This is a genomic window from Haladaptatus sp. CMSO5, assembly GCF_036689885.1.
GTDB lineage: Archaea > Halobacteriota > Halobacteria > Halobacteriales > Halococcaceae > QDMS2.
This window is the reverse complement of record NZ_JBAHVW010000001.1, coordinates 1,162,762-1,183,694: the sequence shown is the minus strand read 5'-3', so window position 1 is coordinate 1,183,694 and position 20,933 is coordinate 1,162,762. Positions and strand designations below refer to the sequence as shown.

General features: G+C 61.1%; 23 protein-coding genes. 7 read left to right on the top strand and 16 right to left on the bottom strand.

Annotated features, from left to right (window positions below; all coding sequences use genetic code 11):
* Positions 1-228 precede the first annotated feature (228 nt).
* Positions 229-1,041, top strand: a complete 813-nt coding sequence (locus tag V5N12_RS06240; protein WP_332898291.1) for an amidohydrolase family protein — start codon at positions 229-231, stop codon at positions 1,039-1,041.
* Here the strand turns inward: V5N12_RS06240 and V5N12_RS06235 are convergent.
* Both V5N12_RS06235 and V5N12_RS06230 read right to left on the bottom strand, forming a co-directional pair.
* Positions 1,038-1,940, bottom strand: coding sequence for a glycosyltransferase family 2 protein (locus tag V5N12_RS06235; protein ID WP_332898290.1), 903 nt, complete (start codon positions 1,938-1,940; stop codon positions 1,038-1,040). The genes V5N12_RS06240 and V5N12_RS06235 overlap by 4 nt on opposite strands.
* Positions 1,941-1,998: 58 nt before the next feature.
* Entirely contained in the window at positions 1,999-2,703 is a 705-nt protein-coding gene (locus V5N12_RS06230; protein WP_332898289.1) for a class I SAM-dependent methyltransferase, read from the bottom strand.
* 107 nt (positions 2,704-2,810) lie between these two features.
* On the opposite strand from V5N12_RS06230, the gene V5N12_RS06225 reads away from it, so the two are divergent.
* The 4 genes from V5N12_RS06225 to V5N12_RS06210 all read left to right on the top strand — a co-directional run bounded on the left by V5N12_RS06225 (position 2,811) and on the right by V5N12_RS06210 (position 4,891).
* Positions 2,811-2,975 carry a hypothetical protein gene (locus V5N12_RS06225; protein ID WP_332898288.1) on the top strand — a complete coding sequence of 55 codons (165 nt, stop codon included), beginning with the start codon at positions 2,811-2,813 and terminating at the stop codon, positions 2,973-2,975.
* 133 nt (positions 2,976-3,108) lie between these two features.
* Positions 3,109-3,390, top strand: coding sequence for a MarR family transcriptional regulator (locus tag V5N12_RS06220; RefSeq protein ID WP_332898287.1), 282 nt, complete (start codon positions 3,109-3,111; stop codon positions 3,388-3,390).
* 37 nt (positions 3,391-3,427) lie between these two features.
* Complete coding sequence (locus tag V5N12_RS06215; protein WP_332898286.1) at positions 3,428-4,210, top strand: MBL fold metallo-hydrolase; 783 nt, start codon at positions 3,428-3,430, stop codon at positions 4,208-4,210.
* A 36-nt stretch (positions 4,211-4,246) separates the two neighbouring features.
* A complete protein-coding gene (locus V5N12_RS06210) occupies positions 4,247-4,891 on the top strand; it encodes a YkgJ family cysteine cluster protein (protein WP_332898285.1) in 645 nt (214 codons plus the stop codon).
* Positions 4,892-4,915: 24 nt separating this feature from the next.
* Here V5N12_RS06210 and V5N12_RS06205 read toward each other — a convergent pair whose 3' ends face one another.
* The gene (locus V5N12_RS06205; RefSeq protein ID WP_332898284.1) at positions 4,916-6,100 is read right to left on the bottom strand and encodes an MFS transporter; all 1,185 of its coding nucleotides are present in this window, start codon (positions 6,098-6,100) and stop codon (positions 4,916-4,918) included.
* 244 nt (positions 6,101-6,344) lie between these two features.
* Between V5N12_RS06205 and V5N12_RS06200 the strand changes: the two genes are divergently transcribed.
* Positions 6,345-6,725, top strand: a complete 381-nt coding sequence (locus V5N12_RS06200) for a hypothetical protein (protein ID WP_332898283.1) — start codon at positions 6,345-6,347, stop codon at positions 6,723-6,725.
* Positions 6,726-6,901: 176 nt separating this feature from the next.
* Here the strand turns inward: V5N12_RS06200 and V5N12_RS06195 are convergent, their stop codons facing one another.
* Positions 6,902-7,327 (bottom strand): TRAM domain-containing protein, encoded by a 426-nt coding sequence (locus V5N12_RS06195; protein ID WP_332898282.1) that lies wholly within the window; start codon positions 7,325-7,327, stop codon positions 6,902-6,904.
* 233 nt (positions 7,328-7,560) lie between these two features.
* On the opposite strand from V5N12_RS06195, the gene V5N12_RS06190 reads away from it, so the two are divergent.
* On the top strand, positions 7,561-7,797 hold the full coding sequence (locus V5N12_RS06190; protein WP_332898281.1) for a DUF7123 family protein: 237 nt from the start codon (positions 7,561-7,563) through the stop codon (positions 7,795-7,797).
* Here the strand turns inward: V5N12_RS06190 and V5N12_RS06185 are convergent.
* The 12 genes from V5N12_RS06185 to V5N12_RS06130 all read right to left on the bottom strand — a co-directional run bounded on the left by V5N12_RS06185 (position 7,794) and on the right by V5N12_RS06130 (position 20,910).
* A complete protein-coding gene (locus tag V5N12_RS06185) occupies positions 7,794-8,408 on the bottom strand; it encodes a winged helix-turn-helix transcriptional regulator (protein WP_332898280.1) in 615 nt (204 codons plus the stop codon). The genes V5N12_RS06190 and V5N12_RS06185 overlap by 4 nt on opposite strands.
* Before the next feature lie 51 nt (positions 8,409-8,459).
* Complete coding sequence (locus tag V5N12_RS06180; RefSeq protein ID WP_332898279.1) at positions 8,460-9,674, bottom strand: SPFH domain-containing protein; 1,215 nt, start codon at positions 9,672-9,674, stop codon at positions 8,460-8,462.
* Positions 9,675-10,233: 559 nt separating this feature from the next.
* On the bottom strand, positions 10,234-10,797 hold the full coding sequence (locus tag V5N12_RS06175) for an NfeD family protein (RefSeq protein WP_332898278.1): 564 nt from the start codon (positions 10,795-10,797) through the stop codon (positions 10,234-10,236).
* A gap of 37 nt (positions 10,798-10,834) precedes the next feature.
* Positions 10,835-11,002 carry a DUF7312 domain-containing protein gene (locus V5N12_RS06170; RefSeq protein ID WP_332898277.1) on the bottom strand — a complete coding sequence of 56 codons (168 nt, stop codon included), beginning with the start codon at positions 11,000-11,002 and terminating at the stop codon, positions 10,835-10,837.
* Positions 11,003-11,025: 23 nt separating this feature from the next.
* A complete protein-coding gene (gene pyk, locus V5N12_RS06165; protein WP_332898276.1) occupies positions 11,026-12,780 on the bottom strand; it encodes a pyruvate kinase in 1,755 nt (584 codons plus the stop codon).
* 46 nt (positions 12,781-12,826) lie between these two features.
* A complete protein-coding gene (locus tag V5N12_RS06160) occupies positions 12,827-13,024 on the bottom strand; it encodes a hypothetical protein (RefSeq protein WP_332898275.1) in 198 nt (65 codons plus the stop codon).
* Between the two features lie 50 nt (positions 13,025-13,074).
* Positions 13,075-15,135 carry a methionine--tRNA ligase gene (metG, locus tag V5N12_RS06155; RefSeq protein ID WP_332898274.1) on the bottom strand — a complete coding sequence of 687 codons (2,061 nt, stop codon included), beginning with the start codon at positions 15,133-15,135 and terminating at the stop codon, positions 13,075-13,077.
* A gap of 263 nt (positions 15,136-15,398) precedes the next feature.
* Entirely contained in the window at positions 15,399-16,088 is a 690-nt protein-coding gene (locus V5N12_RS06150) for a LiaF transmembrane domain-containing protein (RefSeq protein ID WP_332898273.1), read from the bottom strand.
* A 43-nt stretch (positions 16,089-16,131) separates the two neighbouring features.
* Complete coding sequence (locus tag V5N12_RS06145) at positions 16,132-16,698, bottom strand: YqaA family protein (RefSeq protein ID WP_442904928.1); 567 nt, start codon at positions 16,696-16,698, stop codon at positions 16,132-16,134.
* Positions 16,699-16,802: 104 nt separating this feature from the next.
* Positions 16,803-17,555 (bottom strand): DUF7537 family lipoprotein, encoded by a 753-nt coding sequence (locus tag V5N12_RS06140; RefSeq protein WP_332898272.1) that lies wholly within the window; start codon positions 17,553-17,555, stop codon positions 16,803-16,805.
* Positions 17,556-17,598: 43 nt separating this feature from the next.
* The gene (ppsA, locus tag V5N12_RS06135) at positions 17,599-19,872 is read right to left on the bottom strand and encodes a pyruvate, water dikinase (RefSeq protein ID WP_332898271.1); all 2,274 of its coding nucleotides are present in this window, start codon (positions 19,870-19,872) and stop codon (positions 17,599-17,601) included.
* 138 nt (positions 19,873-20,010) lie between these two features.
* A complete protein-coding gene (locus V5N12_RS06130; protein WP_332898270.1) occupies positions 20,011-20,910 on the bottom strand; it encodes a PhzF family phenazine biosynthesis protein in 900 nt (299 codons plus the stop codon).
* Positions 20,911-20,933: the final 23 nt, after the last annotated feature.

Here is a 20,933-nt window from a genome sequence, read left to right as displayed (position 1 = left end):
GGAATGTTTACAATTCTATATAAAGATTGCTGCCTGTGCGAAAAAATCGCACGCAAGCGACGGTGTAGCGCGGCGCATTCTGGTGAGAGGGTCGTTCAACTATATGATAGTCTCCGCCAGCCAACTCGAAAACCGTGGGGCAAAGCGGGCGTGTTCACTCCCACCGACACGTATTTCATCAGACATGAATCGGTACGACCATATCCCACCCCAACCATGCCTTGTGAAATGCTGGAGTTGGAACACGGATTCCGTGTTGTGGACGTACACACCCGTCTCAGCACGGCGGAAGAAGGTGTCTCAGAACGCGGCCGCGCTATCGGCCCGGAGAACTTAGAGCGCGAGATTCATCAAGCAGGTGTCGTGAAAGCCGTCGTCTATCCCGGCTCTGTCGAAGGGAACTACCTCCGGGCGAACAACGCCGTCGCCCGAATGAGCGTCGAACGCCCGTTTGTCGCGTTCGCCCGCATCAACGGCGCGCTCGATGCGGACGCACGACTCGGTGCGCGGGTGCGCAATCTCACCGCTCGACGCAAACCCCACCACACCTCGCCCGAGGACGTCGAACGCTACGCCTACGACGACCGCTTCAGCGGCTTCATGCTCGACCCGAAGACAGACGGCATCCCAGACACTGAAGTTGTCGAGCAACTCGCAGACGTGTCGCTTCCGCTGCTCGTGCGCGGGGGCGAGAGTTTCCCCCCAACGGCCGTCGCAGAGGCGTTTCTCGACTGGGACGTGCCCGTGATTCTCGCACACTTCGGCGGCCATCCGCTCAACCGTGGCCTGATGGGCGAGGCTATCTCGCTGTTAGACGACTACGACTCGCTCTATCTCGACACGAGTTTCGTCCGGTATCGCGGCCAGCTCGAACGCGCCATCCGCGAACATCCAGACCGGGTGCTGTTTGGCAGCGGCGCGCCCGACACCCACCCAAACGTCTCGGTGATGGAGATACTCACGCTCGACGTGCCGGAAGACGCCATGGCTCGCGTGTTCTCGAAAAATCCTTCGCGCGTCATCGACGCGCTCGCACCTTAACGCCAAGTGTACACTTCGACCGCACGGTCTGCGCGTGCGGAAATGCCGTTCGGGTTGCGTCGGGTGTGTTTGTCTTTTCGCCGCGCGAACACCGCGTCTGCGGTGCCCCGACCCATCCCTCTCAGCACGTCGCGGCCGTTGCCCACCCAACTCGAGGGCGTCGCCTCGCCGCGAGCAACGTCACGAAGCGTTCCCACGGCATCCGACGCACCGTGGCTGAACATCCGACGGGCGACGGTCGGTCGGATGCCGTAGTTTTTCACGAGGCGATACGAGAGGGCACGATACTTCCATCCCCAGTCGCGCTCGTGGCGGCCGCCGTCTGCTTCGAGGCCACTTCGAACGCACATTTTGCCCGCCCAGCCGACAGAAAAGCCGTTTGCTGCGAGGCGGTGCGAGAGGTCGCGGGCACCCCCTGTCTGGAGGTATTCGTCAAAGCCGTCTAACTCGGTGAGGACGTCGCGGTGGAACGCCGCGTTCGACCCGTTTATGTAGGTGACCTCGCGGCCCGCAATCGAGCGCGATTCGACGACTTCGGAGGCGAGACCCGTCCGCAGTTCGCGGTGGGTCGGGCCCGTGGCGGCATCTGCCGTTTCGAGACGCTCGATGACGGCTTCGTACCAGCCGGGTTCGATGGCGCGATTCGAGGAGAGAAAGGCAATCGCGTCGCCGGTCGCCCGCACGGCCCCGGCGTTCCGGGCGACGTTCAGGTTTCGGTCTGCGATTTCGACGAGCGTCGCGACATCGTCGCGGTCACGAATCATGCCCGTCGTGCCGTCGGTCGATGGGCCGTTTACGACGACGCATTCGACGGCAGGAGCGTGTTCACGCAGCGAATCGAGGCTGCGAACGAGGCGCTCTCGGTCGTTGAGCGTTGGGATGACCACCGAGAGCTTCATAGTACTCGATAGCGCCACGGATAGGTAAAAATACCCGGTGTTCAGGGCCGCGAACCTGTTAATTTATCGTCGCTTTCCAGTAGGACACGGAAGCGAGGTCACCGAGTGGGGTGTCGCCAAGCGAGGTGTCGAGACGGCGCGCCGTCGAGGCGATGCCGTTTGGAATGCTTCGGTAGAAGCCGTAGGGCAAGAGGAAGTCGTGTTCGACGTGTTCGAGCGAGAGGTCGGTCTCGCGAAACAGCGAGGAGACCTCGTCTTCGGTGTAGAGGCGCGAGCCCATCGGGAGCAGCCAGTTGTACACAGAACGCGCACTCGGCGCGTTGAACGTATCGAAAAAGACGATTTCCTTCGAGACACGGCGCATCTCAGAGAGGAACGAGGCAGGCGTATCTGCGAGGTGGAAAAACCGCATCGCAAACACGATGTCGAAGTGGTTGTCGGGGAACGGCAGACGGGCGGCGTCGCCGCGCATGAACTCGATGTGGTCTGCGACGCCCGCGGCCTGTGCCTTGTGGCGACCCTGTTGGAGCATCGCCGTCGAGATGTCGAGACCGATGATGTCAGCCCCGCGCTCTGCGAGCATCACGGTGAACCGACCGGTCCCGCAGGCGATTTCGAGGACGGCTTTGCCTTCGAGGTCGCCTATGGCATCGAGCAACGCCTGTTTTTCCCGGCGGTCGATGAGTCGGCCGCCGCGAGAGAACCGCTTTGTATCGTACTCTTCGGCCACCTCGTCCGCCTGGTACCACTCCTGCCCTTTCACGCTACCTTCACTACTCTGTTGGGGGGATAAAACGATACTGGAACAGTCTGACCAAAGCGGGTAAGAGCGGCATAATTATGCCCCTTGCTACCAAACTACATAGTACGATGCCGACGTGTACGCATTGCGGCAACGACTACGCGACCGAGCAACTCATCCGTCACGAACGCCCGCGCCTCGTGGTCATCCACTGTCCGGGCTGTAACGCACCGCTTGGTCGCTACCACCGCCACGGTGACAATCCACAAATAGACCACTTCCGGCGCGCGTAGCGCCCGAACATGACAACGAGCATGACTGGTCAACCTTCTATGTTTAAAGGATGATTATATGCACTTATGCATCCCTATTATTTGGATGTGTATAGAGACAAGATTTACCACAGACCTTCGCTGAGCCAGTGGTATGAGCACGACCACCAAGGAACGTACTCGCACGGCCGAAGAATCACCACTCGCAGATCCTGAGTTCCGCGAGCGACTGCGGGAGCTCCCCCCAAGCGCAAAGCTCGTCGCAAAAGTCCTCGAAGGCGAATCGCCGCTCTCACAGGGCCAACTCGCGGACGAATCGCTGCTCCCAGACCGCACGGTTCGCTACGCGCTCAACCGCCTCGAAGAAGTCGACCTCGTGAACTCGCGCTACTCGTTTCACGACGCGCGCAAGCAGGTCTACACGCTGAAAAACTGAACCCAGTCTTTTCGTCACCCACCCACGTTTTTGTGGTATGGAACCCGTCTGTAAACGCCCCGTGAGCGTCGCTACCTACGCACCGGAAGGGGCGACCAACGCCTACCTCATCGGGACGAGCGGCGCGATTCTCGTAGACCCCGCCGCCCGGAGCGACGGCCTCGACCGCGAAGTCTCCCGACGAACGGTCGCACACATCTTGGTGACCCACACCCATCCCGACCACGTTGGTGGCGTCGCCGATTACGCCGCAGAGACTGGGGCGACTGTGTGGGCGCGCCGAGGGCGCGAAGCCGCCTTCGAGGACGCGACCGGCGTCGCGCCCGACCGCACCTGCATCGAGGGCACGACGCTCACTGCAGGGAGTGGCGAGCAAGTCACCGTCCTCGACACGCCGGGCCACGCGCGTGACCACGTCGCCCTCGAAAGCGAGTATGGCATCTTCTCGGGCGACCTCGCCGTCGCCGAAGGAAGCGTCGTCGTCGCCGCGGGCGAGGGCGACATTCGCGCCTATCTCACCTCCCTGCGCCGGCTCGCCGCCCGCAACCCCCCGCGGCTGTATCCGGGCCACGGTGAGGACATCGAGAACGTGCGTGAGACCTGTGCGCGCCTGATTCGCCACCGACTCGACCGCGAGCAGCGCGTGCTCACCGCCGTCCGCGAGGGGGCGACCACGCTGGAGGCCATCACGGACGCGGCCTACGAAAAGGACATCTCTGCGGTGCGACCGCTCGCGGAGGGAACCGTCGCCGCCCACCTAGAGAAACTTGCCGTCGAGCACAAGGTGGACTGGGACGGCGCACGCGCCAGTCCACGCTGACGACGCGTTTTTCAGCACTCGGGCGGTAGCAGGCGTATGCAAAGCCTCGAAGCCGAACTCGAAACGGCCCGCTCGCTCGCTGTTTCCGAGTTAGCCGACGCCATCGAGTCGATCGGTTTCGAGTGTACCCGGTGTGGCGCGTGCTGTAAAGCCGACGACGACGACCCACACACGGCGACTATCTTCCCCGACGAAATCAGGGACATCCAGCAGACCCACGAGTACGACTGGCGCGACGTGGCCCGGCCGATGCCCTACGGCTTAGACGACGGAGCGGGCGAGACCTTCGAATGGGCCATCCAGACCACAGGCTGTGGCGACTGCTCGTTCTATGTCGAAAAAGACGGTGTGGGTGCGTGTTCGATTCACGACGACCGCCCGCTCATCTGCCAGACCTACCCATTCAGTGTGGCGCTTGGCGGCACCAGCCAGCCAATGGGCGAAGCCGTCGACCAAGCAGGGATGGTTCGCGCCCACGAGTGCGAAGGGTTGGGCCGCGATATTTCACGTGAGGAGGCGGAGGCGTTGGCAGCGGCGCTCAAAGAACGCGCGATTCGCGAGTTGGAGGAAGCCATCGGCGTCCGCGACAACTACACAGGTACCACTCCCGACGACGGCGACATCGTGGTACACGATTCGGAAGGGGCAAAGCAAGGGGACGGAACACCGGTCGACCGCTGAGGGGTGGGCTGTCTGGTTCGGCTGTCAGTGACTAGATGTTGTTTTTGGAAGGCGAGCCAAGGCGGCAATCCCGCACACAGCGACCAAGCCGCCAATGGCGAACGTCATCGTCCACGAGACGACGTCGATGAGCCAGCCAGCGGCGACCGGCGCGACGAGCGACCCCGCGATAGAGATGGTCATCAACACCGAAAGGCTCGTCCCGCCGGATTCGCTCGGAGACAGTTCCTCTACGTAGACGTAGAACACGCCCGTCCCGAGCTGCGAACCAATGCCAGCGAGCACCAGCGCAACCACAAAGCCGACCACAGACGTGGTGAACACGGCGACGATGAGCGCCGGAAGCACGAGCAAGAACGCGGCGGTAATCACCGGTCGCCGTCGGCCACCGATGTGGTCTGAGAGCCACCCGCCGCCCGGCCGGGCGACCAGTCCCATCGCGGGAACCAGCGCGGCAAGTGCGCCCGCGGTGGCGATATCAACCCCGATCACTTCGGTCGCATACGTGGGCATCCACGAGTTCAAAAACACGAACAGAGAGTACGCACAGAAGCTGCTGACCGCGATGGCCAACACCCGGCGATTCCCCAGCGCGGCCACGAATTTCGACACCGAGAGGACAGACGAGTTCCGAACCGGCTCATCGAGCGCCCAGACGAACAACGGCAAGCCACAGAGCGTCACGACAGCGTACACGGCCACGACGCCCCGCCACCCGAGGAGTGGTTCGAGCGTCGGCCCAGCGGCCTGCGCGAGCGTGACTCCGGCGGGGGCGCTCGCCACGAACAGGCTCGTCCCGAGGGCCCGATGTGACTGTGGAAACGACTGGCTGACGATATTGGCGTTCGCCGTCCAGAGAAAGACGGCCGTGATGCCGCCAACGAACCGCGTTGCGAGAAACGTCGGGTACGTCGGGGCGAACAGGCTTGCCACAGAGACGACGAGAAAGAGGAACACCCCGGCCCACACGAGTTTCCGATTGTCGTAGCGGTCCATCAGGAAGCCGCTCGGAATCTGAAACAGCCCCCACGCGAGGAAGACGGCGCTGATAGAAAGGCCGGCAGTCGGTTTGTCGATGCCGAACGCCGCGACGAACGACGGCATGATGCTCGCGGGAGCAAAGAGGTAGGCGTTGAACCCGATTGAGACGATGAAACAGCCCACAAGTGCCAGCCATGGGCGCTTAGAGGATGCTCCCGCAGTAGTCATAGTGGAACCACTTTCGGCGGCGGTAAAGCCTCGGGGGTTGCGGCACCTTTGCCATTTTCCCACTCGGTTCCGTCATCACGACGCCACCCCAGAGAAGTTGAATAGTGGGCTGTTGGCTGGAAACGACACGCCAACCGTGCTATCGGCTAGAAGAGTGGACACTCACTATTAATAGGTCAAATCGGTAGGTCGTCTGAATCTAACGAAGCGTTCGTGCACCCAATCCTCCTTGGGGGAAGCGCAAATGCACACGAAAATAGAATCGATTCCCACCGAAGTTTCGAACGACGAGATGGTTCTCCGCGAGATGCACCTCGGCAACATGAACGTAGGCTACGAAACGTTTAGCGCCCACGTCGAGACCGATGAGATGTTCAAAGACCTACCAGACGGCCGCTGTCAGTCGTCCCACTGGGGATTTTTGATTGAAGGACAGATGACCCTCCGATTCGAAGATGAGGAGGAGGTTGTCGAGGCTGGCGAGGTGTACTACATCAAGCCTGGACACAACGTGACCATCGAAGCTGGGACGAAACTCGTCGAGTTCAGCCCACTGGACGAGTCCTACGAGGATACTCTCGAAGCCGCCAGTGAGGGCGTAAAGAAGATGGAAGCCTCAGACTGACCGAGAACTTCCATTAGCAGCTTGTTTTTCGGAGAACGAAGCGAATTGTGGAGCGTCGCGGTGTGGCGCGCTCGCTCCACGTTTTAGCACCCGAGAGCGAGGTATCGCTCTCGGCCTTTTTCATGGAAGTTTTTGCAAGAGGGGGTCGCGCAGCGACCCCCCACAGCAAAAAGTTCCTAGAGGACGTCGTCGTCGATGATTTCGCCCACGGCGAAGTTCGACTTGACTTCCGACACTTCGATTTTGACGCGTTCACCGACTTCAGCGCCCGGAACGATGATGACGTAGCCGCGCTCGACGCGAGCGATGCCGTCACCTTGCTTGCCGATATCTTCGATTTCGACGTAGCGGATTTCACCGATTTCGACGGGTGGTTGGGGCTCAGATGAGACCGTAGACCCGGACGATGGTGCTGGTTCGCTAGCGTCGCTGCTCTGCGATTCTTCCGCCTCTTGGCGGGAGATGAGTGCAACTCGATAGGTTTCGCCGGCTTCGATAGAACCAGTTTCAATTTCACGACGTGGAATCTCGACGACGTACGTGTCGTCGGTGACCGTCACGTCCGCGCTGAACAGACACAAGAGCTTATCAGAAATCTCCAAGGGTAAACCTCCGTCGTGAGGTAATGAAGGCAACTGATAAAGAAGTACCGCCGCTCGCCGGCTAACACGTACACACTGTGGAGTCTCACTCGGGCGTGGACGTTAACCGGCTGTACCAACGGGGCCAACAGGGGCGGTCACAGAGTGGGTATTCGACTCAAGAACCGCAAGACTGCGGCGTGTTAACTGGCCGTACCAAACCGGCTAAAGTACCCTCGCGCATAGAATGGAGTATGAGCACGAGCGCGGCAGCAGTCAATCTCTCCGATAAACAACGGCGCATCCTCCAGTACCTGCGCGAACGCGGCGAGACGAAGACCTACTTCAAATCGCGGCTCATCGGCAAAGACCTCGGACTGTCGGCAAAAGAGGTCGGGACGAACATGACGGCCATCGAAAACGGCGAATTCGACATTCACGTCGAAAAGTGGGGCTACTCCTCATCGACGACGTGGAAGGTCACCGTCTAAGGGTCGTAGCGAATCAGCGAGGCGGCGTCTGCGGCGAACGCTGCGGCGTCTTCGTCAAAGGAGTTTGCGTAGCGGACGAGCAGCGTGAGCAGGGTTTCTGGTTTCAAGACCGCGTAGCCATCGGCCCGCGAAAGGAGGCCCGCGCGTTCGAGTTCGGCAGCATACTTGCTCACCGTTGGTCGCGACACGTCCAGATTTTCTGCGAGCACACTCGCCGTGATTTCGGGGTCGCGCAGGAGTGCAATCAGCATCCCGCGTGGGGTTTCACGCCGGAGATAGCCAAGCGCGATTTGCTCGAACTCGGTAAACTGCCCCGCGGCGAAAAAGCGTTTGTAATCGCCGTCGCGCCGACTTTCGACGGCACCGGCCTCGATGAGGCGACGCAGGTGGTGTTGGGTCTCGCCAGTCCCGAGTTTCAGGTCGTCACGAATCTTCGAAAAGTGTGCGCCGGGGGTGGCCGCGAGGTAGCCAGCGATGGCCTCACGAGCGTCACTCTCGCCCGTGTCTCGGCCGGAATCGACGAGGCGGGCGAGCGGGCTTGCCGCACCCAGTGCAGCGAACCGCTTAAGCGTCGCCCGCTTGCTTTCGTCGACGTTCTGGCCACCAGACATATGCGGTGAAATTAGGCGCTCTGCGATAAAACGCCTTCGCTTGGCTGAAATTCACTCGCGTTCTGCTTCAGGTTCAGCTTCCGGTTCTGCTTCAGGCTCTGTTTCGTTGGCTTCGTCTGCTTTGAGTTTCGACTTGTCTACATCGAGGTCGTCGCTGAGTTTCGAGTCCATTTCTTCGATGGCCTCGTCGATGCTCTGCATGTCAGCAGAGCCCGCTTTGACGGCTTGGGCAGCCTCCTCCATGGCTTCGATATCGACTTCGGCTTCTTGGTCGATTTCACCGAGGATTTTCTCGATGTCGTCAAGCCCGAGCATCTCGCGGGTTTCGTCGTCGAATTCGAGACTCGTCAGCTGGTCTGCGTTCATCTGGACGTCGCTGCCAGTGAGGTGCTTGCCGTAGCGCGAGAACAGCGAGGTGAGTTCCTGTGGCAGGACGAACGTGGTCGATTCGCTCTGGCCAATGGCTTCGAGCGTCTCTAAGCCTTTGTCGATGACGGCGCGCTCGCCCATCGATTCGGCGGCTTTCGCGCGCAGGACGGTCGAGATGGCGTCACCCTGTGCTTCTAAGATTTGACTCTGTTTTGCCCCTTGGGCGCGGATGATGTTCGACTGCTTGTCACCCTCTGCGCGCTCGATGGCGCTGCGGCGCTCACCTTGGGCTTCGAGAATCATGGCACGACGACGACGTTCGGCGGAGGTCTGTTGCTCCATCGCCTGCTGGACGTCGGCGCTCGGGTTGACCTCGCGCACCTCGACCGATTCGACACGAATCCCCCACTCGTCGGTGGGTTCGTCGAGTTCGCGGCGGATGCGCGCGTTGATTTCTTGGCGTTTGTTCAGCGTCTCGTCCAGTTCCATGTCACCGAGGACGGCGCGCAGCGTGGTCTGGGCGAGGTTCGAAACCGCAGTTTTGTAGTCTTCGACTTCGAGGAACGCCTTCTTCGCGTCCATCACCTTGATGTAGACGACTGCGTCGGCAGTCACCGGCGAGTTGTCGCGCGTGATGGCCTCTTGGCGCGGCACGTCGAGCGTCTGGGTACGCATGTCGAAGCCATAGGTTCGGGAGACAAACGGCGGGACAAAGGAGATACCGGGTTCGAGTAGGCGGCGGTACTCACCGAACACCGTCAGCGCGCGTTTTTCGTACGCGTTGACGATTTCGACCATCTGGTAAACGATGATGATGGCGAGCAACAGCGCCACGACCGCTCCAATCGAGAACACGAAGTTCGGCCCCAGCGTTTGCAAGGGTATTACAGGGAGCATATGTGAATCTCTAGAAGGGTAGGCTGAAAAGGGTTCCTCCGAAACTGGCCACCGACTGGCGTATTTTGGGGATTGAGGGCCCTATTGAGTCTAGTAAGCCTGCAAACTGATATCGATGTGATTTTCGAAAATTGCTATGTTTAGCCAACACCCGTCGTCACCCCGCCCACAGGTGTCAAACGAATCCCTAGCACGTATTCCAGATTCAGTAACCGCAGAATATTCATACGTAGTTTCGCCTTCAAGAATTTCGTCGAATGCTTTTGTTTCATTCGGGTCAAGAGAAAGGCGTTCATCAAAAGCTGGTGTCTCCTCTCCGGAGAGGGTAATTGTGACAGTTACAGTGACAAGGTTAGTAGTTCTATTCGTAACTCGAAACGAGGAATAGGGATCTTCCGTATTCTTGGATGTGTCAAAGCGAGAGAGACAGCCTGCACTAACAGAAAGAAGGCCTCCAGTCGCCCCCAGAAGTGTACGGCGGTTCATGTCTGGTGATAGACAGTGGAGTGTCACAGCGCATATGTTTTCTGCAACCGAGACGGAGGAAATTACCGGAGCGTCAGACCACGTCCGACTCAGACTCCCGCTCAACGCGTTCTGCGTCGCTGCGTCCACGGGCGAGTTCGCGGTCGATGTCGTCTTCTGCGAGTTCGAGCGATTCGACGGTGATGACGTTGCCACCACCGGGGTCTACGACCACAATTTCAGCGCCGACGGGAATCACGCCGTGTACCGAGCGGGCGGCGTAGTAGGGGTTGAACCCGCCAGCGTCGAGTTTCACCTCGCCTGCGGTCTGGGTGACCGCTTCGGTGACGCGGCCGGTTTGGCCCTTGAGCGAGGCAGAGTCACTTGTCTGGCCCGACCCCTTTCCGCCGTAGATATCGAGGTTGCGGTACGCCCAGAGGGCAGCCCCACCAACGCCGAGGACGAGCCCAGCGAGGACGAAGGGCATGAGCGCCGGACCGATAAACGAGGCGAGAAAGAGACCAATGAGACCGGAGACGAGCAGGGCGACGCCGAGGACGATGAAGTGTGCACCCGGTGCCAGTGCTTCTGCAACGACGAGAATGGTGCCCGCGATAACGAGCAACAGCGATAGCGACTGGTCGAGAAGCTCTACCATACCCCACTTTGGTACGGGGTGTGGATTAACGTTTGGCCTACAGGAGGAGCCGCGAGAGGGCAAAAATGGCGAGCAACGCTCCGAGGACGACGAACGCGATGTGCTCTGGCTTCGGCGAGCCAGGGGTGAGCCCCGAGTCTGCGTCCGCCTCGGCGTCGGGGTCTTCTAGGTCTTCGAGTTCGTATTTCCAGTCGCCATCAGACATGCGTTACTCTAGTTGCTCCCGCCTCAAAAGGGCTCCCGTCGCGGGCCGCGCAACACGTTACCTTCGTAGACGACGCCGCGTTCAGCGTCGAGGGTTACCGTCGTGCCCGCAGGTACCGACAGCTCCGCGTCGCTCACCATCGGTACGTCGAGTTCGCGGGCGACGAGCGCCGGATACCCCGTCAGGCCGGGCTGGCGGGCCACGATGCCCGCAATCACCGAGAGGTCGCCGTCGAACTCGTCGTCGAAGTTCTCATCGAGGACGAGAATCGAGCCGGGTTTCACATCCGAGAGGTCGCCGTCTGAGAGCGTCACCGCGGGGCCAACTGCCCGGCCCATGTGCACGCTGCGGCCGGTCGCAATCGGTTCGGCCGCGACGTGCACCTTGAGCATATTCGTCGAACGCCCTTCGAGTTCGCTCATCATCCCAGACACCACGACGACGGTGTCCCCGCTTTGGGCGACGCCCGCGTCGAGGGCGGCCTGTGCGGCGCGGTCAATGATGGTCCCCACGCCTTCGCTCGCGCCCAAATCGACGTACTGCGGGTTGACACCCGCAGAGAGCGTCAACTGGCGACGCACCACATCGTTCGGCGTGGCGGCGACAATGGGCACTTCCGGGCGGAACTTTGCGGTTTTGAGCGCCGTGTACCCGGATTCGGAGGCGACGACCACCGCGCTCGCACCAACGTCGCGGGCGAGGTAGCGCGCGGAGCGAGAAAGTGCCTCGGCGCGCGATTCACCGGCTTTCGGGATGCGCTGTTCGCGCCCTTCGACGTAGTCGTCGCTCGATTCTGCCTCGCGGATGATGCGGTTCATCGTTTCGACCACGCGCACGGGGTGGTCGCCAACCGCCGTCTCAGCAGAGAGCATCACGGCGTCGGTGCCGTCTAAGACGGCATTCGCCACATCTGAGGCCTCGGCACGGGTCGGACGTCGGGAGTGAATCATCGAATCGAGCATTTCGGTCGCGGTGATGACCGGCACACCAGCGTCCCGACAGGCGCGGATGATGCGCTTTTGGATGATTGGCACGTCCTCCATCGGGCATTCGACGCCCAAGTCGCCACGGGCGACCATGATGCCGTAGGCGGCTTCGACGATTTCATCCAAATTCTCGACCGCATCCGCGCGCTCGATTTTGGCGATGACGGGAATGGCCGCGCCCCGCTGTTCGAGGGCTTCGCGGACGGCGTAGATGTCGTCTGCGCTCCCGACGAAACTCGCGGCGACGAAGTCCACGCCCGCTTCGACCGCTAAATCGAGTTCGCGGCGGTCGTCTTCGGTGAGCACGTCTAAGCCCAAATCTACGCCGGGGATGTTCACACCCTTACGGCCTTTGAGTTCGCCGCCGCTCTCGACGCGGGCGGTGACGGCGTCCTCGGAGATGGCTTCGACCACGGTTTCGATGCGGCCGTCGTCTAAGAGGACGCGGTCGCCTTCGGAGACACCGTCGATGCTCACCGAGAGGCCGACGCGCTCTGGGGTGGCGTCGTCGCCTTCGTAGAACTCGATGGTCGAACCAGTTTCGAGGACAATGGAGTCGTCTAAGGGTGCAGTTCGGACTTCCGGTCCGGCGAGGTCAAGGAGGACAGAAAGCGGTTCGGTGGTCGCGTCGTCCACCTGCTGGACGGTTTTGACGAGGTCTTTTCGCGCTTCGGTGGAGCCGTGGCTCGTGTTGAGTCGGGCGACAGACATCCCCGCGTCCGCAAGGTCGCGGATGACGCCGGACCCAGAAGAAGCAGGGCCGAGCGTACAGACGATTTTGGCGTTTCGCATTACTCGAAACGAAGGGACAGCACGGGAAAAAGGCTGTGAGAGGTCGTCACCACAGCCGGGTGTAGGCGTGGTGGATAAGTCCAATCGAGAGGAGGATGGTCCCAAGGGCGAAGCCGAGTTGCGTGAGACGCGGCGACGCGGTCGATTCGACCTGCATGCCTATCGAAATAGAGACGGACACAATCGAGAAAAATCCGGCGACGATAATCAGTCGGGGGAACGCAATCGCCTGGCGGAGTGACATACGTGAATTCGTCACCCTACCAACAAATAGGTTGCTCGACCAGCCGGTGCTTACGCGACCTTCGTGCCCGGTTCTGCGTCACCGAGCGTCGTCAGCAGGTCGGCTTGGTCGCCTGCGGCGAGCAACATGCCGTTCGACTCGACGCCGAACAGTTCTGCCTTCTCAAGGTTTGCGACGATGATGACGCGCTCGCCGACGAGATCGTCTACGTCGTGCAGTTGCTTGATGCCCGCGACGATTTGGCGGGTTTCAATCCCAATATCCACTTCGAGGCGGACGAGTTTGTCGGAGCCTTCGATTGGCTCTGCGAGTTCGATTTCCCCGACACGGAGGTCGAGCGCGAGGAAGTCGTCGAAGCTGATACGGTCGTCTGCGAGGGGTTCGAGTTCTGGCATGTCGGAATCGTCGTCTTCGTCTGCGTCGTCTTCAGCCGCCGCGGCGGCGATGGCCTGTTCTAATTTCTCGTTCAGTTTTTCGACCTGCTCGTCCGGAATCTTCTCGAACAGTTCGCTCGGCGCGTCGAAATCGGGCTGTGGTTCATCGAGGGCGGCCTCGATGCCCACGTCGTGGACCGAGCCGTTTTCACCGAGTTGGCTCCAGAGAGTATCCGCCTTCTCGGGCAGCGCGGGGGCGAGGATGACGGCGAGGGCCTTCGAAAGCTGCACGCAGTCGTAGATGACCTGTGCGGCCTTTTCTGGGTCGTCGTCAGTGAGCTTCCACGGCTCGTTGCGCTGGATGTACTCGTTGCCGAACTGGGCGAGGCGCACACCGGCGGTCGTCGCCTGCCGGATGGAGTAGTCGTTCAGGCCGTCGCCGAACTCGGAGATGGCCTGTTCGATGCGGTCGCGCACCTCATCGGAGAGTTCTGCGTCGGGCGTCCCCTCGTAGTTGCGGTGGGCGAACAGCAGCGAGCGGTAGAGGAAGTTGCCGACCGTCCCGACGAGTTCGGAATTGACGCGCTCTTGGAAGCGCTCCCACGAGAAGTTGATGTCCTGCTGGAAGCGACTGCCGGTGGCGATGTAGAATCGCAGGAGGTCCGGGTGGAAGCCTTCGTCTAAGTACTCGTCCGCCCAAACCGCACGGCCTCGCGAGGTCGAGAAGCCTTTGCCGTCTAAGTTTACAAACCCACTCGCCATGACGGCGCGCGGTTCGTTGTAGCCCGCGCCGTGGAGCATTGCGGGCCAGAAGATGGTGTGGTGCTGGATGATGTCGCGGCCGATGACGTGGACGATTTCGCCGCTCTCTTTCCACGTCTCCTCCCAGTCGTACACGTCCGCGCCGACGCGTTCGCTGTACTGTTTCGTCGAAGCGATGTACTCGATTGGTGCGTCAACCCACACGTAGAGGACGAGGTCTTCTGCACCTTCGCCGGGGTAGTCGATACCCCAGTCCATATCGCGGGTGATACACCAGTCTTGGAGTTCGCCTTCAATCCACTCGCGTGGCTGGTTGCGGGCGTTGTCCGTCCCTTCTAAGCGATCGATGAACTCCTGAAGATAGCCCTGCAGTTCGTTCAAGTTGAAGAACTTGTGTGGCCGCGAGCGGTACTCTGCGGGGTTCCCGGTGATGATACTGGTCGGGTTCTCGATTTCGCCGGGTTCTAAGTGGCGACCACACCCCTCGTCGCACTCGTCACCGCGCGCGGTTTCCCCACAGTAGGGACACGTCCCGGTGACGTAGCGGTCGGGGAGCGGTTGGTCTTCTTCGGGGTCCCACGCGACCATAATCTCCTTCTCGTAGATGTACCCTTCCTCGTCCAGTTTGCGGACGATTTCCTGGGTGAGTTCCGTGTTGGTCTCGTCGTGGGTGTGGCCGTAGTTGTCGAAGGCGATGTTGAACTTCGGGAACGTCGCCTCGTACTTCTCGTGGAAGCGCAGTGCGAACTCCTCGGGCGTGACGCCCTCCTTCCACGCGTTTACGGCGACGGGCGTCCCGTGCATGTCGGAGCCGGAGACGAACGCCGTCTGCTGGCCGAGTTTGCGCAGGCCGCGCGAATAGATGTCGCCGCCCACGTAGGTTCGCAGGTGGCCGATGTGCAGGTCGCCGTTTGCGTAGGGCAACCCGCAGGTCACCACCGCGGGATTGTCCGTCGGAAACGAATCGTGACTCATACTCTGTGCTCACTCTCGTGGCGGTGTAAAACCCGCCGATTTCGGTCGTGTGTCATTAGTTCATTAGCTGCTGGTCGCGCTTCGGTACAGGACTTGAAAAATCGGGTTTCCACCACGCAGCCACCGTATGAAGGCGATTTGCGCGACTTCCTCCCGACGACGGCTCCGTATGGAGCGCGGGCTACATACGCATCGAAAACTGGAACGGAGCCGTCTGCGTCACAGAAGCCCGTAGTCCGCAATCGAATAAAAAGGTTCGCGCCTCAGTCGGTGATTTCGACGCCACCAAACGCCGCAAAGCCCGTGATGACGAGGTCTGGTGCCTCCCGGTCTTCATCCATCGGGTGGCGCAGGCGCGAATCTTCGACGCCGCCGAGGATGGGCAACACTTCCAAGCGAACGTCCCATTCCGGGGGCACTCTGAACTCTGCGGCACCGAACATGGCGATGACGTTGAGCGTCGCGGGCGGGGCAATCGTCGCGTCGCGGAGGTCGATGTCCGCGCCGCCGAAAATCGCCATCACCTCGCCACCGGTGAACGCTTTCGATGCGAGACGGCGCTCTACGCCGCCGAAGGCAACAATCGTATCGAGACGGTCTACGAGTTCGGCAGGTACGTCACGACGGCGCGCCCGGTTGAGGATGATTGCTGCCCCGACGAGGATTATTCCGAGGGGCCACCACTGGGCGACGAACGCATCGGAAAGCACATCGAGGACGAGCAGTTGGATGGTTCCGGCGACGACGATGAGGAACACCGGCCCGACGAGATTGCGCCCCCTGCTGCGGACGATGGCCCACACGCCAAGGAGGACGAACAACGACGGGACGAACTCCCAGAGCCGGCCGGTGTCGTACAAACCCGTTGTCTGGATGAGCAACAGCAGCCCAATTATGATGATAACCCCACCGGTGAGCAGTTGGCCAGAGAACCTGCGACGACTAGCTGCCATAGTAGTGAAATTCGCCGCCTCAGAGCCTAAGCGTATCGTTTTGTTAGAACACTGACGAGAACGCCCCGAGGACGCCGAGGGTGAACAACAATCGCCCGACGCTCCCCGCAAACGTGGCCGCGGCGAACTTCACGTAGTCCTCTTCTAAAACGGTGAATGCGTAAATCGAGAGGGTGTCCGGGAAGCCGGGCACGGACAGCGCGAGGGCGAGGCCGACGAACCCGAAGCGTTTGGCGAGCGCGACGATGCGCCGCTCAGACCACGCGACGATGTCGATACCGGAGCGTTCGAGCGCACGAACGATTGGCCCGGCTTGCTTTGCCTGATGACCGAGGTGGAAGGCGAACACGCTCCCTGCGGCCTTGCCAAGCCCGCTGACGAAGATGATGAGTCCGAGTTCGACCGAGTGAGGCAGACCAAGTTCAAGTGGCGCGCCGAGGACGACTTCGCTCGGTAGCGGGAGGACAATCGCAATGAGAAACGAGTACAGCGCGATGATAAAGAGGCCGAGCGGTCCCGTCGCAGTCTGAACGGCCTGTTCTAATGCATGGAAGAAGCCATCGACGGAGAGGGAAAGTTCGATGACAGACACCAGTGCAACGGGTGACACACTCGTTGGTCAGGACCCAGCGAACCTAAGTCTTGAGGGAACGGCACGAGGAATCGTGGTACACTCTGACACATATGCAGGAGTCAAATTTACGACATACTAGCCTATTCGCCTCCCGAGACCCACGACGGCTTTTCGACTGGAGCGCCGTTCTGGATGAGTTGATACTCGACGGTCATCGTCTCTTTCGACCCGTTCAGCATGTACTCCATCGTGATGGACATGGCGTGGACGCGGCCGTCTTCGGTGACGATGATGGTCCCCTCGAAGTTGGACACGTCTGATGCGCCCTGCACGAGGTTCGTCACATTGTCCGGTGCGGTGTCCGTGGTGAGCGTCGTGTACGTGTGCCCGTCTTCTTCCTTCGTGCTCTCGACGGTGTAGCTGTCGTCGACGAAGGTGTCGATGAACGACGCGCTTGCGAGACTCGCAGGCGGTTGTGGGTTGCCGCGCTGATACTGGGTGTTACCGCCGCTCTGGACGCGGACGAACTGGGCGCTCTCGTTTGCCCACACGTCGAACTGCGCCGTAGACGCCCCGGCGGTTTCGGTCACGCGATACTGATACGGCGAATAGCCTTCAGCGACGAGCACTTGTTGGTGGCGCGAGAACTCGACAGACTGCTCCTCGCGGATGATGGTGCCGTTGATGACGATGTCGGTTTCGTAGCTCTGGGCTCCTAAGGCGTCTACGTGCGCCGCTAACAGCGCCGTTTCGTTGGTGATTCCCTCCGCGGTCACGCCGGGTGCGGTGGTCGCATCGCCCGCACCGGGCGCGTCACTCCCCGCAAACGGGAGTGAACACCCCGCGAGCGCGACGAGCGCGACGAGCGCGAGCGTTGTCGCTGTCCGTTGCATGCGCTCAGGTCTGTGGCGGGGTTTGAAAAAAGACTCCGTTCGCTTACCGGACCGAATCGAGCAGGAGTTGCTGTTCGACGCGCTTTACCTCGTGTTGCACGTCGCGGACGGCGTCGATGTTCGCGCTGATGGAACTGACACCCTTGTTGACGAGGAAGCGAACCATCTGTGGCTTCGAACCGGCCTGCCCGCAGATGCTCGTCTTCACGCCGTAGTCGCGGCACGTCTCGATGGTCTGGCCGATGAGCTTGAGAACCGCCGGGTGGAGTTCGTCGAAGCGGTCTGCGACTCGCTCGTTGTTGCGGTCAACTGCGAGCGTGTACTGGGTGAGGTCGTTCGTCCCGAAGGAGGCGAATTTGATGCCCGCTTGGGCGAGTTCCTCGATGCACAGCGCGCTCGCTGGCGTCTCAATCATGACGCCCCACGTGCGCTTGCGTGGGTCGATACCCGCACCCTCCATCAGGTTCTTCGCCTTCACCACGTCCTCTGCGTCGTTGACGAGCGGGAACATGATTTCGACGTTGTCGTAGCCCATCTCGTAGAGCTGACGGAAGGCGGTGAGTTCGTGTTCGAACACCTCAGGTCGGTCTAAGCTGCGGCGGATGCCACGATACCCGAGCATCGGGTTGTGTTCGTTCGGCTCGTCTTCACCGCCCTGCAACTGACGGAACTCGTCGGTCGGAGCGTCTAAAGTGCGGACGCGAACCGGACGCGGGTAGAACTCGTCTGCGACCCCGCGGACGCCCTCGACGATTTCCTGGACGTAGGCGTCCTCGCCGTGGTCTTCGATGTAGCGCGCTGGCGTCTTGCCCGTCGAGAGAATCATGTGTTCGAGCCGGAGCAGACCAACCCCGTCTGCACCCGTCGCGGCGGCGCGTGGGGCGGCTTCGGGGATGGAGACGTTGACCTTCACTTCGGTCGCCGTCATCGGCTTGACCGGCGTCTTCGGTCGGGCTTCCTCGATTGGGTCGCGCTCCTGTGCCTTGTCCGCTGCACCGCCCTCGCGGATGGTGCCCTTGTCGCCGTCGATGGTGACGACTTGGTCGTCAGAGAGTTCGCGCGAGGCGCTTCCCGTCCCGACGACGGCAGGGACGCCGAGTTCGCGCGAAACGATGGCGGCGTGACTCGTCATGCCGCCTTCGTCCGTGATGATACCCGCCGCGCGCTTCATCGCAGGCACCATGTCGGGCGTCGTCATCTCGGCGACGATGATGTCACCTTCGCCGACCTTGTCGAGCTGGTCGAGCTTGCGGACGATGCGCACCTTGCCACTGGCGATTCCGGGGCTGGCCCCGAGCCCGTTCAAGATGACGCTGTCTTTGTGTTTCTGTGTGGCCGTCCCGTTGCCGTCGGTGCTGGCTTTCGCGGCCTCCTTCGAGATGGTCGTGATGGGGCGTGACTGCAGCATGAACGCTTCGCCGTCGACGATGGCCCATTCGACGTCTTGTGGCGTGTCGTAGTGGGCTTCGACGATTTCACCGAGTTCGACAAGGCGCTCGATTTCGCTCTCGGTCAAGACGCGCTTCGTTCGGAGGTCGTCTTCGACTTCCGTTTCGATGGTGTGGCCCGTCTCTGGGTCTTTGATGCACTTGATTTTCTTGTCCGCGATGGTGACTTCCTCGACCTCGCCGGATTTGCGGTCTACGACGTAGTTGTCAGGAGAGACAGACCCGGAGACGACCGCTTCGCCAAGCCCCCACGCGGCTTCGATGATGACGCGCGGGTCGCCAGTCGAGGGGTGGCTCGTAAAGAGGACGCCACTTTTCTCAGAATCGACCATCTGCTGGACGACGACCGCGATGTTCACCACATCGTGTTCGAAGCCCTGCTGTTGCCGGTAGTAAATCGCCCGCTGGGTAAACAGCGACGCCCAGCACTCGCGAACCTTATCGAGGAGTTCGTCTTCCCGGATGTTGAGGAAGGTCTCCTGTTGGCCCGCGAAACTCGCATCAGGCAGGTCTTCTGCGGTCGCAGACGAGCGCACCGCGACGAACGAATCTCCCTCTCCAAGATTCCGGTATGCGTCGAGGATCTCCTCGCGGAGGTCGTCGGGCATCTCGGTCTTGAGGATGAGGTCGCTCGCGTGCTGTGCGGCTTCCGCGAGTGCTTTCGAATCATCGGCATCGACGTCAACTGCTTCGAACAGCTCCTCGTCGATGCCGGTTTCTTCGATGAATGTTCGGTACGTACCCGCCGTTACGACGAATCCCGGGGGTACGGGAAGCCCCGCATTCGTAAGCTCACCAAGGGACGCGCCCTTGCCACCTACGAATTCGAGGTCATCAGCCCTGATTTCGTCCAGCCAGAGTACAGGCATTATCTTCATCCATATGCTGACTAAGTGCGATAAAGAAGGTTCCGGCTCTTATGGATGAGATAACGTAGCATGAACTGCGGGTTTGGGCAAAATTCGCAGACGGAATCCGCCTCCTCAGTTGCGATAAACTGACAGGATTCAGGCTTCGAGAATCTCGTCTTCGTCGAGCGTGGGAACCACGACCGACCCGTCGAATGACGTTACGGCGCGCCCACCAACCTGAATCTGGTCACCGACGCGCACGCGCACCGTACCCGGCCGTGAGATGAAGTGCCCCTGCTCGAACAGCACTTCGTCGGGCATCGTATCGAACGCGCCGAAGTGGCGCAGATACGCGCCCGTCGCGCCACTCGCGGTGCCGGTCACGGGGTCTTCTGGAACGCCTGCACGCGGCGCGAACATCCGGCCGTGGAGCGTCGCCTGCGCAGAGAGTACGTCGAACGTGAAGGCGTAGAGGCCCGTCACGTCCACCTCCTCGCTGAGTTGCTCAACCGCCGCCATGTCCGGGTCTGCCTGTCCGAGCTGTTCTAAGAAGGTGACGGGGACGATGAGAAACGGCAAGCCGGTAGTCGCCCGCGCGATTGGCAGTTCGTCTTCGATGTCTGTGAGCGCCGCCGGGTCGATGCCAAGGGCGTCTGCCACCTCGACGGGGTCTACGTCCACTTCACGAATCGCGGGTTGGCTCTGAGTCATCCAGACAGTGTCATCTTCCTCAACAGTTATGTCGAGGACGCCGACGTTCGTTTCGAGCGTGTGGTCGCCCACGTCGAGGTCGCCGTTTTCAGCGAGAGCAGCGTGCATCGCAATCGTGGCGTGGCCACAGAGCTCGATTTCCTGTTTCGGCGTGAAATAACGCACCCGTCGGTCTGCGCTTCCCGTCGAGAGGACGAACGCCGTCTCGCTTTGGTTGAACTCGCGGGCGATAGCCTGCATCTGGCCGTCAGAAAGACCGTCTGCGTCGGGGACGACCCCGGCTGCGTTACCCGTGAGCGGTTCGTCGGTAAAGGCGTCCACTTGTAGCGCGCGGCGTGTCTCCATAGCTCACCCGTTGGCGGCCCCGC

Excerpts from the sequence above, each read along its gene's own strand:
- V5N12_RS06140 (WP_332898272.1), bottom strand. The coding sequence starts at position 17,555 with ATGCAACGGACAGCGACAACGCTCGCGCTCGTCGCGCTCGTCGCGCTC.
- V5N12_RS06130 (WP_332898270.1), bottom strand. The coding sequence starts at position 20,910 with ATGGAGACACGCCGCGCGCTACAAGTGGACGCCTTTACCGACGAACCG.
- ppsA (WP_332898271.1), bottom strand. The coding sequence starts at position 19,872 with ATGCCTGTACTCTGGCTGGACGAAATCAGGGCTGATGACCTCGAATTC.
- V5N12_RS06185 (WP_332898280.1), bottom strand. The coding sequence starts at position 8,408 with ATGTCTGGTGGCCAGAACGTCGACGAAAGCAAGCGGGCGACGCTTAAG.
- V5N12_RS06225 (WP_332898288.1), top strand. The coding sequence starts at position 2,811 with ATGCCGACGTGTACGCATTGCGGCAACGACTACGCGACCGAGCAACTC.
- V5N12_RS06190 (WP_332898281.1), top strand. The coding sequence starts at position 7,561 with ATGAGCACGAGCGCGGCAGCAGTCAATCTCTCCGATAAACAACGGCGC.
- V5N12_RS06240 (WP_332898291.1), top strand. The coding sequence starts at position 229 with ATGCTGGAGTTGGAACACGGATTCCGTGTTGTGGACGTACACACCCGT.
- V5N12_RS06235 (WP_332898290.1), bottom strand. The coding sequence starts at position 1,940 with ATGAAGCTCTCGGTGGTCATCCCAACGCTCAACGACCGAGAGCGCCTC.
- V5N12_RS06210 (WP_332898285.1), top strand. The coding sequence starts at position 4,247 with ATGCAAAGCCTCGAAGCCGAACTCGAAACGGCCCGCTCGCTCGCTGTT.
- metG (WP_332898274.1), bottom strand. The coding sequence starts at position 15,135 with ATGAGTCACGATTCGTTTCCGACGGACAATCCCGCGGTGGTGACCTGC.
- V5N12_RS06175 (WP_332898278.1), bottom strand. The coding sequence starts at position 10,797 with ATGGTAGAGCTTCTCGACCAGTCGCTATCGCTGTTGCTCGTTATCGCG.
- V5N12_RS06220 (WP_332898287.1), top strand. The coding sequence starts at position 3,109 with ATGAGCACGACCACCAAGGAACGTACTCGCACGGCCGAAGAATCACCA.
- V5N12_RS06150 (WP_332898273.1), bottom strand. The coding sequence starts at position 16,088 with ATGGCAGCTAGTCGTCGCAGGTTCTCTGGCCAACTGCTCACCGGTGGG.
- V5N12_RS06160 (WP_332898275.1), bottom strand. The coding sequence starts at position 13,024 with ATGTCACTCCGCCAGGCGATTGCGTTCCCCCGACTGATTATCGTCGCC.
- V5N12_RS06215 (WP_332898286.1), top strand. The coding sequence starts at position 3,428 with ATGGAACCCGTCTGTAAACGCCCCGTGAGCGTCGCTACCTACGCACCG.
- V5N12_RS06205 (WP_332898284.1), bottom strand. The coding sequence starts at position 6,100 with ATGACTACTGCGGGAGCATCCTCTAAGCGCCCATGGCTGGCACTTGTG.
- V5N12_RS06180 (WP_332898279.1), bottom strand. The coding sequence starts at position 9,674 with ATGCTCCCTGTAATACCCTTGCAAACGCTGGGGCCGAACTTCGTGTTC.
- V5N12_RS06200 (WP_332898283.1), top strand. The coding sequence starts at position 6,345 with ATGCACACGAAAATAGAATCGATTCCCACCGAAGTTTCGAACGACGAG.
- V5N12_RS06170 (WP_332898277.1), bottom strand. The coding sequence starts at position 11,002 with ATGTCTGATGGCGACTGGAAATACGAACTCGAAGACCTAGAAGACCCC.
- pyk (WP_332898276.1), bottom strand. The coding sequence starts at position 12,780 with ATGCGAAACGCCAAAATCGTCTGTACGCTCGGCCCTGCTTCTTCTGGG.